The organism is Neptunitalea chrysea, from assembly GCF_027924145.1.
Classification (GTDB): Bacteria; Bacteroidota; Bacteroidia; order Flavobacteriales; family Flavobacteriaceae; genus Neptunitalea; species Neptunitalea chrysea.
The window spans coordinates 55,927-68,653 of the sequence record NZ_BRVP01000009.1 but is presented as its reverse complement, the minus strand read 5'-3'; the positions used below and the strand labels follow the sequence as shown (position 1 = coordinate 68,653).

At 33.8% G+C, this 12,727-nt stretch carries 7 protein-coding genes; all 7 read right to left on the bottom strand.

Annotated features, from left to right (window positions below; translation table 11 throughout):
* Positions 1-165: 165 nt before the first annotated feature.
* The 7 genes from NBRC110019_RS07940 to NBRC110019_RS07910 all read right to left on the bottom strand — a co-directional run bounded on the left by NBRC110019_RS07940 (position 166) and on the right by NBRC110019_RS07910 (position 12,616).
* Positions 166-441: a FoF1 ATP synthase subunit delta/epsilon gene (locus NBRC110019_RS07940; protein WP_281753844.1), complete on the bottom strand. Its 276-nt coding sequence runs from the start codon at positions 439-441 to the stop codon at positions 166-168.
* A gap of 59 nt (positions 442-500) precedes the next feature.
* Positions 501-2,009: a F0F1 ATP synthase subunit beta gene (atpD, locus tag NBRC110019_RS07935; protein ID WP_281753842.1), complete on the bottom strand. Its 1,509-nt coding sequence runs from the start codon at positions 2,007-2,009 to the stop codon at positions 501-503.
* A 216-nt stretch (positions 2,010-2,225) separates the two neighbouring features.
* Complete coding sequence (locus NBRC110019_RS07930) at positions 2,226-4,973, bottom strand: TonB-dependent receptor (RefSeq protein ID WP_281753840.1); 2,748 nt, start codon at positions 4,971-4,973, stop codon at positions 2,226-2,228.
* Positions 4,974-5,254: 281 nt separating this feature from the next.
* Positions 5,255-6,151, bottom strand: a complete 897-nt coding sequence (locus tag NBRC110019_RS07925) for a restriction endonuclease (protein WP_281753838.1) — start codon at positions 6,149-6,151, stop codon at positions 5,255-5,257.
* 74 nt (positions 6,152-6,225) lie between these two features.
* On the bottom strand, positions 6,226-9,231 hold the full coding sequence (locus tag NBRC110019_RS07920; protein WP_281753837.1) for a type I restriction endonuclease subunit R: 3,006 nt from the start codon (positions 9,229-9,231) through the stop codon (positions 6,226-6,228).
* 2 nt (positions 9,232-9,233) lie between these two features.
* The gene (locus NBRC110019_RS07915) at positions 9,234-11,201 is read right to left on the bottom strand and encodes a DUF262 domain-containing protein (RefSeq protein ID WP_281753836.1); all 1,968 of its coding nucleotides are present in this window, start codon (positions 11,199-11,201) and stop codon (positions 9,234-9,236) included.
* Entirely contained in the window at positions 11,189-12,616 is a 1,428-nt protein-coding gene (locus tag NBRC110019_RS07910) for a DUF262 domain-containing protein (RefSeq protein WP_281753834.1), read from the bottom strand. Before NBRC110019_RS07910 ends, NBRC110019_RS07915 begins: the two co-directional genes overlap by 13 nt.
* Between the last annotated feature and the right edge of the window lie 111 nt (positions 12,617-12,727).

The following is a 12,727-nucleotide window of genomic DNA, read 5'->3' as shown; positions in this document are numbered from 1 at the left end:
TATTTATAACCTATCCTCTACATATTCCTATTCAAATCTGTACTCTAATAGAAACATCAAATAGTATAAAAAACGCAGCAAAAGACAGATTATTACAAAATGGAGCCAACAAAAAATCCCCGGCACTAAAAGCACCGGGGATTTCTGTATGCATGAATAACTATTTTAGTCTGCTAAAACAATTATTTTATTGTCGTTCATTTCTATTGTTCCACTACTTATAGCCAAGGTAGTAGCACCATTATCGGCACCAAACTTTGCTTTAAACGCTTCATCAATAGTAATATTACCTTTAATTTTTATAGTTCCTTTACCTAATATAGACACAATAGCGGCGTGGTTGTTCAAAATTTGAAACTCACCATTTAAACCTGGTACGGTAACTGCCTCTACCTGACCTTCAAACAAGGTAGCTTCTGGTGTAACTATTTCTAAAATCATAATTCTACGTTATCAGTTATTTGGTTGCAATGAAACTGCTTCCGACCACTGTGTTTTTATTAAGCTTCAGCTAACATTTTCTCTCCGGCCTCAATAGCTTCTTCAATACTACCCTTAAGGTTAAAAGCAGCTTCCGGTAAATGATCTAACTCACCATCCATAATCATGTTAAAGCCTTTAATAGTTTCCTTAATGTCTACTAAAACACCAGGAATACCAGTAAACTGCTCTGCCACGTGGAACGGCTGAGATAAGAAACGTTGTACTCTACGAGCACGAGCTACAACAAGTTTATCTTCTTCACTCAATTCTTCCATACCTAAGATGGCAATAATATCCTGAAGTTCTTTATAGCGTTGTAAAATCTCTTTTACTTTTTGTGCACATCCGTAATGTTCTTTACCTAAAATTTCAGGAGTTAAGATACGAGAAGTAGAATCTAACGGATCCACTGCAGGATAAATACCTAACTCAGCAATTTTACGAGAAAGTACTGTAGTTGCATCTAAGTGAGCAAAGGTAGTTGCAGGAGCCGGGTCAGTTAAATCATCCGCAGGTACGTAAACCGCCTGTACCGATGTAATAGATCCTCTTTTAGTAGAAGCAATACGCTCTTGCATAGCTCCCATCTCAGTTGCTAATGTTGGTTGGTAACCTACCGCAGAAGGCATACGCCCTAATAACGCAGATACCTCAGAACCAGCCTGTGTAAAACGGAAGATGTTATCCACAAAGAAAAGTACGTCTTTTCCTTGGCTGTCACCAGCACCATCACGGAAATACTCAGCAATAGTTAACCCCGATAAAGCCACACGAGCACGTGCTCCAGGTGGTTCGTTCATCTGTCCGAATACGAAAGTTGCTTTAGAGTCTTTCATAGTTGTTTTATCAACTTTAGAAAGATCCCATCCGCCTTCTTCCATAGAGTGCATAAAGTCATCTCCGTATTTAATAATACCAGACTCTAACATCTCTCTTAAAAGGTCATTTCCTTCACGAGTTCTTTCACCTACACCAGCGAATACCGATAAACCTCCGTGACCTTTTGCTATATTGTTAATTAATTCCTGAATCAATACTGTTTTACCTACACCGGCACCACCTAATAAACCAATTTTTCCTCCTTTTGCATAAGGTTCAATAAGGTCAATTACTTTAATACCAGTAAAAAGTACTTCAGAAGAAGTTGACAAATCTTCAAATTTAGGAGCTTCACGGTGAATAGGAAGTCCGTCTTTTCCTTCTTTAGGAAGGTCTCCTAAACCGTCAATAGCATCACCAATTACGTTAAATAGACGACCATATATATTTGCCCCGATTGGCATTTGGATAGGGTTACCAGTAGCAACTACTGCAGTTCCTCTACTTAAACCATCTGTTGAATCCATAGATATTGTTCTAACGGTATCTTCACCAATGTGAGACTGTACCTCTAAAATTAATTTAGAACCGTCTGCTTTATCAATCTCTAGAGAATCATAAATTTTTGGAAGGGCCGATTCGGTTTCAAATACTACATCTACTACCGGGCCGATGATCTGTGCAACTTTACCTGTAACTTTTGACATTACTTTATAAATTGTTTTATTTATCTGCTTTTTCAGTGTGCAAAGATATACTTTAAACAATAACTATTAACAGTTTTTATCATTTTTTTGCTAAGTTCAAATACTTTTTGTGTTAAAGTAAAAAAATATAACAGCCTGATGTATAGCCTTATTAAAATCAAAAAACTTCGACAGAATACACTGCCGAAGTCTTTCATATGTGATGAATAACAATATTTAAGGCTTAATTGTCCACGACAAATAGTACATAGACCCAATACGCCCCGTACCTATTGCCTGATAGTACTCATTACCACCTATATTAGTGGCTCCCAGTTTAAACGATGAGTTTAAGAAATCTATCCCATAGTTAATCTGTGCATCTACTACATGAAATGCTGGTACATCTCCGTCGGCAAATGAAGCCTGCCAAAAGTAGGCATCACTCCATCTCCAGCTTACTTTAAACCCAACATTTTTAAATAAATTCTCGTTTCCAATACTCGCTTTCACCTTATGTTTTGGCGTATTAAAACTTGGTCTGAAATCAGGATCTTCACTTTCGTCAAAATCAAACTCAGAGTAGGTATAGTTAATATCAAAATCGTAATCTTTAAACAGTTTTGTTTCAATACCTGCATTCACCCCGTAAGAGTTAATATCTACAGCAGAATTAGTGTATCCCTGAAACGCCTGATAATCCCCGTTTTGTAAAGCCAACAACGAATATGTATTATCGCCAACTACCCCATATAATGGAACCAAAACGGTTTCGGTAGAAATGAAATCCTGATACTTATTATAGTATCCGCTAACATCTACCATTATCGATTTAATTTTACCACGGTACCCTAACTCTAAAGCGGTTACTTGCTCTGGTTTTACCAAATCAACATTGGCAGCTACTGGCATACCCTCAACTACCGAACGGTATGAAAACGCATTTTCATATACATCTCTACCACTTACTGTAGCTTCTGTTTGCCCTGTGATACCCTGACCACTAAAAGATAAGGTATTAGTTGTTGTATATCTATCTAAGTTATCTGGCGCAGAACCTACTAAGATAGCCGACCCAGCGTTAAGACCTATATATAAATCTTGTGTAGTTGGGTTTCTGAAACCTGTTTGTACAGAGGCTCTCAAATTATGGTTTCCTTCTTTCCCTAAAGTATACCCTAATGATAAACGCGGAGAGAAGAACCCATCAAACAACTCAGACTTATCAAAACGACCTGAAGCTGTAACTTTTAAACGATCTTCTAATAATTTTTTCTGAATTTGAGTGTATGCTCCGTACTCTTTATACGTAATTGCCCCATCATAATCTGTAAAGATAGTACCCATAGAGTTTAATTTATACTGACGGAAAGAACCTCCTATTTGTATCTCGGCAAATTTTTTAGTTAAATGTGTAAAGTTATAATTAGCATCTACATGATGTAATTTGGTTTTATCTTGAAACTTAGCACCTGTAGCCAAATCAGGATCGTTAATCACCTGATTAAATGCACCTTTAAATGCATCTGTTCCGGGTAGAAGCCTACCCGCATCAGCAGATTGACGTGCCATATCATGTGCTGCTTGGTAATCTAACAGCACTCCTGTACCTACCCCTAAACGACCTGCAATATAGGCTTCCGCATAATCGGTAAACCATTGCGTATCTCCTTTCCAAGAACGGTTAATATTAATAGCTGCAAAGCGGCTATCATAAGAGTCCCCAGCATCTTCGGTAGTCATATATCCACGTACAAAGAAATTATCATTTTTAATTTCCAATTTGTACTGTTCCATTAAAAAGTTATTTAAAGCATAACGGTTAGACCCTTGGTATATAGTATTACCACTACCAATTTTGTAAACTCCAATAATTTCCAAGTCATCTGCAAACGGACGGTAATGCACTGCAACATCGGCTTTCATGCTTTCTGCATTATAATTCATTAAATCCGTTTCATTATAACCTGTTCTAGAAACCACATCAGCACCAAGAGTACCAGTTGGCAAACCAGCAAGCTCATCAAAATTAAGCGTAGTTGACACCTCGTCACCATATACATTTAAACCATTATAAGCAGGATTACTACGATCTGCTCCAGGCATATCTAAATCCATTTCACTATTCGCATACCAATCGGTTCCGCTTAAATATGAAAAGTTTGCTTTTACAGCTATCTTATTATTAAAGGCTTTCGCTAAACGAATCCCCATATCGTAATACTCATTGGTACCAGCCGCCTTTTGAGAGGTTACCCCACCTTTTACATACGCACTAATTCCTTGATCATCAAACGGACTTTTAGAACGCATAAAAAGTATTCCGTTAAAGGCATTAGCTCCATAAAGCGCCGAAGAAGCCCCTGGTAACAACTCTACACTAGCAACATCTAGCTCGTTCATACCAAGTAAGTTACCCAACACAAAGTTTAGTGCTGGCGAAGCGTTATCCATTCCATCAATCAACTGCACAAAACGCGTATTGGCAAACGTGGCAAAACCCCTTGTGTTCACCGATTTAAACGTTAACGAGTTGGTATTTAAATCAACGCCTTTAAAGTTTTCAAGTCCATCATAAAAAGATACCGAAGCCGTGTTTTTAATCTGTTTGATTCCCATTCGTTCTACAGACACAGGAGATTCAAAAACACGTTCTGGTGTTCTGGAAGCAGAAAGCACAATTTCGTCTAACTGTGTATGCTCTTCTTCCAACTGTACCAAAATATTTTGGTTATTGGCTGTAATTTCAAACGTTTTAGAGGAAAAGCCGATACTAGTAACAACTATATTAAAAGGAGGCGTTTGTTGAGTAATTAAAGTGAAATTACCATCAAAATCGGCAACAACACCAGTACTCCCACCTTCAACTGTTACATTAGCAGGGATAGGGTCATTATTTAAATCTACTACCTTTCCCGTAACCTTGGTTTGAGAGAATAGGAAGGTAGTGCATAAAAATGCAATTATACTTACTAATTGTTTCATTTGGTATTTTATTAATTTTTCGATAGCAATATACGTTTTTTTTTAATTCAATAATAAAACTCCCGAAAAATTTATAATACAGTAACAAAACCTACTCCACAGTAACAGATTTTGCTAAGTTACGAGGTTTATCTACGTTACATCTTCGCATAAAAGCAATATGGTAAGACAACAACTGAAATGGAATGGTTGCCACTAACGGGGTAAATTGAGATTATTTTTTCAACCTCGTTTAATAACCATAATAGATATTTTTAAATTAATATTCAAAAAGGGGTAGTTTATTCTCCCTCAAAAAAGTCATTATCAAGTTCCTTAATTTCGTACATTATCTTTACTTGTACCCCAACATTATATTGATGCATTAAATCAACTAGTTTCAACCCGTCAATTAAAATTATGGTATGATGAGCTTCTCTTGCTTTTTTTATTGCAGCTTCATCAAAAGTTGAAGTAGTTATAAATACGCCTTTAGTGGTGTCTCCACTCATTGCCCCAATAAAATTTCTAATATCCTTTTCTCTAACTTTATTTTCTGTATATCTTTTTGCTTGAGTGTATATTTTTTCAAGACCAAGTTTATCTTCATTAATAATTCCGTCAATTCCTCCATCTCCCGATTTTGAAGTTTCTATAAAATCTCCATAACCCATTCTTTTAAGTAAAATTAAAATCACTTTTTCAAAAAAATAAGGGTCAATTTCTTTTAGTTTATCTAATAACTCAGTTTTAACTTCAGTTTCGATAGTAGAGAATCCATTATCAATTAAATCTTGTGGAGAAGCATTATCAATGTCGATTGTTACCAAATCTAACTTATTATTTTTTTTACTTTGCACCAAAGAACGATGGTTAATAAAATCTGGGTCATTTTGAAGGTCCGATAATAAAAGTTTACCATTATTAAAGGCTAGCATACCTTTATCGGTTATTTTAACTAACCCTCTTTTTGGGTAGGTAACAAATTTGCCCATTTTCAGATACGATTTACCCCAAAGTATTCTGTCGACTAATACATTTGCACCTGAACTTGTTTTTTTATCCAAAAGTTCTTTAGGGAGTTGAGAATAGTAACCATCTCTAACTTTTCTAGCTAATTCTCTACTATTTATAACTTCCACCGAATTCAAAACTTCTAGAATTGGTATAAAGGTTTGGTGATATTTTGGTAATTCCATTTATATTTAATCTTCAGTTGTATTGTCCAATACTCAATTATTTTTCATACTAACACAATCAGTATTAGGGATGTTTAAATACTTTTTCTCATTAATTCTTTTACCATATCAAAGACCATAGAGTTAAATTCCTCTTTGGCTTCTGGGTTATCGTTTATAACTTTATAGAAATCAAAGTTTGTTGTAACGTGCTTTAATAACTCGTCTTGAGCAATTTTATCACTTGTAATTCGCGCATTTTGTTCATCAGAATGTTGTATTGAATTTAGCATATCCTCATTTTTGGCTACTCCATTTACAATACTTTCTGCCATTTGCCTCACTTTATCAGCATCTTCAAATTCAGTTCCGTAGCGGGCGTTAAAAGTTTGAATAATATTTGATAATTGGTCAATCTCAGGGTCACTTGTTCCTCCTCTCATTTCTGTAGGAATAGGTTGTAAATCTTCTCCCTGTTCCATTGCTATATTTGTGGTGGCTTCCAACTGTAGGCGGTAACTATCCATATCTATATTATCTAAAACACCTTGTGAAAAATCAGGTTCAGTATCAGTTCCTAATTTGCTTTGTAAATGATTTAAGAAAATATACAGACGCTCTAAATATGCATTTTCAAAATCTACAATTTGAGATAAGAATATATACAAACGTACATAAGTCTTTACTTTTGCTCTAAAATCCGCTTGTTGTTGTTGTTCTAATTCTTCTCTAAAAATAGCACTAGATTGGTCTAAAATGTCGTGTAACTGGTCTACAGGTACATTTGCCAATATTTTATTCGAAAATTCTTCAACTTGCTCTCTAGAATACACTTCATAATTGTCTAAAGCATCTTTTAAATCAAATAATTTATTTGGGTCTGTACCTTCTCCTAAAATAGTATTCTCAAAATAAGGTTTAAAAGCTTTTTCTATATCTTCAGATGAATTAGCAAAATCTAACACAAAAGTATCTTGTTTTAATGGGTGACTTCTATTTAAACGAGATAAGGTTTGTACAGCATTTACACCACCTAATTTTTTGTCTACATACATAGTATGGAGTAGTGGTTGATCAAATCCTGTTTGGAATTTGTTTGCTACTAATAGAAACTTGTATTCGTCTTTTTCAAATTCCTCTGGAATGTTTCCGCTTGGAAAACCGTTTAAACTTGATTCTGTTTCTCCATTTATTTCACCAGAAAACCCGACAACTGCTTTATAAGGGCTATTAATAGATTTTAAATATGCATCAAAAGCTTGTTTGTATTGTACTGCTTTTGCCCTGCTACTTGTTATCATCATAGCCTTAGCTTTTCCTCCTATTTTTTTCTTTCTAACTACATTATCCATAAAATGGTCTATCATCAAAATAGATTTCTTTTTTACGGCGTGGTTGTGCCCTTCTACATAGGCTTTCAGTTTCTTTTGTGCCTTTTTCTTATCGTACTCTGGGTCGTCTTCTATCTTTTTCAGTAAAGCATAAAAGCTTTGGTATGTTGTATAATTGAGCAATACATCTTTGATAAAACCTTCCTCTATGGCTTGTTTCATTGAGTACAAATGAAATGCCTTGTATTTGGTTTTTCCATCCTGTTCAAAAGGTTCACCAAATAATTCTAAAGTTTTATTTTTCGGTGTTGCTGTAAAAGCAAAGTAGCTAGCATTTGGTAATAGTTTACGAGCTTTCACCATTGCTCTTATAAAATCTTCTCCTGTTACTTCATCATCTTCAGTGTCGTCATAATTTTCTAAATCACTTTGCAACTGTTCTTCATCTGAAACTTTAGCAAGTGTTTCGTTTAATTTACGAGCCATTTGTCCGCTTAAACTACTATGGGCTTCATCTATAATTATTCCAAAATTATTACTCGGTAAATCACCAATATCCTCGACAATATGGGGGAATTTTTGAATGGTAGTAATTATTATTTTTTTTCCTTCTTCTAATGCAGTTTTTAATTGTTTACTTCCATCTGTAATAGCTTGTACAACACCTTTGACTTGTTGGTATTGTTTTATGTTTTCTCGTATTTGCTTATCTAAAACTCTTCGGTCTGTGATGACAATAACGGTATCAAAAATTGTTTTAGAACCTGATTTATCATGTAAACCAACCAGTTGGTGAGCCAACCAAGAAATGGAGTTACTTTTACCTGAACCTGCCGAATGTTGTATCAAATATTTTTGACCTGCCCCTTTTTCTTGTGCATCTGCTAATAATTGGGAAACGGCGTTTAATTGATGAAAACGAGGAAATATAAGTTTTTTAGTTTTCTTTACTTTTTTCTTACCCTTAGCGTCTCTATACTCTTTGTCTTCTGTGATTAATTTAGCATAGTTTTGAAGGATATTGGTAAGCGAATCTTTGGTTAAAATCTCTTTCCAAAGGTAATCTGTTTTTATACCGCCATTGGGTTCGTTTCCTGCTCCGTTTTTATTGCCTTTGTTAAATGGTAAAAAATAAGATTTGTCTGCTTTTAGTTCAGTACACATCCAAACTTCTTCTGTGTCCACTGCAAAATTAACAACCATCCTACCCAAACGAAACAATTCTTCATTTGGGTTACGGTCTGTTTTATATTGCTTTATGGCATGTTTTACATTTTGATTGGTAAGCTCGTTTTTAAGCTCAAAACTTATTATTGGCAAACCATTTATAAAACTGACTACATCTAAAGAGTTTTTGTTTTTGGTAGAATAATATACCTGTCGTATAACCGAAAAGATATTGGCTTGGTACAAGTCATTTGCTTTTTGGTTGTATACAGAAACTGGTTTGTCATAAAACAAGCGTAGCTTGGTATCTGTAAAGCCATCTACAATACCTTTACGCAAAACTTCTATAACGCCCTTTTGTCTTATTTGGTCGTTTAAACGCTTTACTATTTTTTGTTTGTAAAGGTCTTTATGGTAACGTTTTAATTTGTCTAATGCTTTGGCTTGTGTTTTTTCTAAAAACTGAAACAGCAAATCTTCATCAATACAATTGATATTATTGTAATTGCTGTTTGCTCTTTCTACATAGTTGTTGCTATTAACTAAATAATCAACAATATGCTTTTCAAAGCCATTTTCTTTTGTATTGGTGTTTTTACTCATAGTTAATTCAAATTGTGGTCATGAAAGTAATCATTTAACAATACCATTATTTTTTCAAAATGTTCTTTTGCTTTTTCATCATTCCAAATATCTTCATTATATATTAAATCTGATTTTAAGCTATCTATACTTCCTTTTGCTTTTTTATTTTCAAACATACTGCGTTTAACACCATAAGCCTTGTCACTGTATTCTGAATTTATACTTCTAGTAACCAGCACTAAATTGCCCATTGTATCTAAGGATTCAGTACAAACCTTGTCTCTAGGGTCTCTTGGGTTTTGCGGGCCTATATGTTCAATTGAGTTTCTTGCCGTCATTTTATAATTACCCCAATCATCTTCTTTATCCAATTGACCTCTATAATACCAGAGTATAAATTCTATTTTATAAAACCAATAGTGTGGAAAGCTAACACCTGAATTATTTAAATTCTCCAGAGTTCCGAAAACTGTTTCTGCATCACATTCTATATCTAAAAAATCTTCCATAGAATTAATAGTTCTTTCTGGTAAAGAAATATGCTCGGTATTTGAACTAAATAAGGTATTGTCTAATTGTCTTAACCAGTAATAGGCATCATTAAATGATGGTTTTTCATCAATCATCCAATATAAAAAAGGTGTCAACCAGTATTGAGTCGTGTTTTGTTGAGAATGGTATAATATGCTTTGTAGCAATGCCATTCCGTTCAAACTGTCTTTATTCAATCTTCTTAAATAATAAGTCCAGCCTCCTTTTTTTTGGTTTTGTTTATAAATGTCCTTAATACCGTGTTCTTCTTTGTCTTCTGAAACAGTAATCCACTTTATTACATATCTGTCAAAGCTATATCTAACTTTAAACAAGGTTTCAAAGAATCTAACTACAAATTTTTCGTTGATAATTTCAGACTTCAATAAGTGCTTGTCAAAAGTTTCTAAAAGCTCTTTTTCATTAATGCGTAAAATATCGTCATCTTCATTTTCGAATAGAAAAATACGTAATGTATGTAGCAAAAGTTGAGGAAAAGAGAGAATACTCCTTACTGGTTCAAACTCATCTTCATTTGATTCTGGATGATGAGTAATGTTGTCTTTAATTGAAGTTGCAATATCCTCGTATTGTTCAGGATGTTCTAACACATCGCTTAGCACAAGAGTGGTTTGAGGATTTGAACTTTCGAATAAATTTAAAACATCATTAATGTGAAATCCATTATGATAAATATGAGCTACATCCTTTGAAGAGCCAATTTCTAAGGCAATAACACGTTCTAAATAATTATCCATTACAGAACATACTTGCCATAGTTTGGCATATTGATTCCTCTTTTCTACATTTTTAATGTAGTTAAGTAGCCTAGCTTTAAGTATCTCGTGATGTGCCAACTGCTCACCTCTGTTGTTTAAGGCTTCAAATAGTTTGTTAAGGTCTGTAGTTTTTGGCACATCGGTTAATACCATTTTTACTTTTTCAAAAATATAATTTGAGAATTTTATTTTTTCTTCCTCATCTTTTAAGTGTTGTAAAATCAATTGGTTAATTTGATTTCGAGCTTTCCCTATTTTTAATAAATCGGAATAGTCTTTTGAATCATTTGATGAAGAATGTTCTGCATTACCTATATTATTGAAATAGTCTGTTACATTTTGACGAATGGCAAACTTTAACCTAAGTTCTCCATTTTTATAGGTGAATGGCTCAAGATTACCTCCTAATTCATTGGATAATAACCATAGTGTGGTAAAACGCTGCTGCCCATCTACTAGGTCATACAACTTATCGCTGTTTTCATTATTTACGGTTATGACTCCACCTATGTAGTATATGTCCTTATCTGCTTTATAAGCTGTAAGTAAATCTTCAAATAAGGTTTTTACTTGCTCCTCTGTCCAAACATATAAGCGTTGATAAATAGGAATATTGAACTCATATTCTTGTGCTACAATAGACTTTATATCTGTTAAATTTGATGCTATGCTATCCATTGCTTTCTGCTCTTAACTTCTATTAATCTATTATCAATATCTTTATGATATAACTTGCACAACCTTTGTATATATCTGTCTATTACCTTGTTTTTTACTTCTTTTTTGCCATTTAAGAACCCATTATTGACATAGATGCTTTCAGTAGCTTTTGCTTTATTAATAAAGCTAAACACCTCATTTGGCAAATAGGCATTACATATGACATCCAATAAGCTATTAGACGCATTTTTTAAACTGTTTTTTATGGCTTCTTGACGCACATAATATTTCTCTAACCTAATGGCTCCTAAATAATAATCGAAATACTGTATGGCTTTAAAGAACAGTTCTTCCTTAAAATTGTCATAGTAGGCTACTAAACACATTTGCATATAATACCGTAAATACTCCGACATATCTTTAGTGTACAAAGCATTATAAAAATGCAATGCATTTTCTATTTCAAGAGACTTCTGTTCTTTGGTGTTAAAAAGAAAACGAAATATGGCGTGATATTTATCTGTATAATCAAAAAAGTTTTGTCCTTTATAGATGGGTTGCCTTATAGCAAAAGGATAGTCTTTTTTAGCTAAAGGTTTTTCTGCTGATACCAGTAGTACACCATTATCTGTATATTCTAATTGATGATAACGCATATTGTTATTATTAGGAAATAAACGAAAAGCGTTTTTAGTCTCTGTACTGTACGTGTTTTTTTGAAACTCTGTTAACACTTCCGTTTTATTGGGATACGGAAAATGCGATTGTCCTTTCCATTGTCTCACCTTAAACAATATTTCATTGAATAAATGTTTGAGGTCTAGCAAATGGTTATCTTCTTTTCTGGCTTTAAAGGTAATGTCTTCCCAAGATTTTGCTTTTTGCTCTTGTAGTTTTTCTGGTAATGCTCTAAGATGATATGCTTTTAGATAATCATCTACGCCAAGACTAACACCTCTATTGTTTTGTGAATCGAAAAACGCAAAAGCGTGGTCTTGATTATCACTTACAATTACCGTAAATTCTAGCTTGTGGAAAATTTCAGAATCCTTTAATTTTTCTAATCTAGCTATGGATTGCTTTGCAAAGTTTAAGTTTTTGGCAATGTTAAAACCTGAAACACTTTGATTGTATTGTACATTTTGCCCTTTTAGCAACGAGCCAAATAGTTGGTAATAGATTAGTGTTAATGTTGTAAGTCTTTGTTGACCATCTATAATTTGAAAATTAGCATCTTTAGTGTTGGCAAACAACAATACAGAACCCATATAATAGGTTTGTTTAGGACTTGAAGCAATGTATTCTTCCCAATCTTGTAGCAACTCTTGTACTTTGGCAACATCCCAAGTATAAGCACGCTGGTAATCTGGTATAACCAAATTTGGAAATTTCTCATACAAGTCAAAAAAGCGGTATGTATTAACTTGTATCAAATTAGTTTGTTTCTTTATTATAATTAGCAGCTTCTTCAGCTACCATTGCCAAAGGTGTTTCTGCTGTTGGTATTTTAAAATCTCTTACATCTATTTTGCCTGTAACGGCTT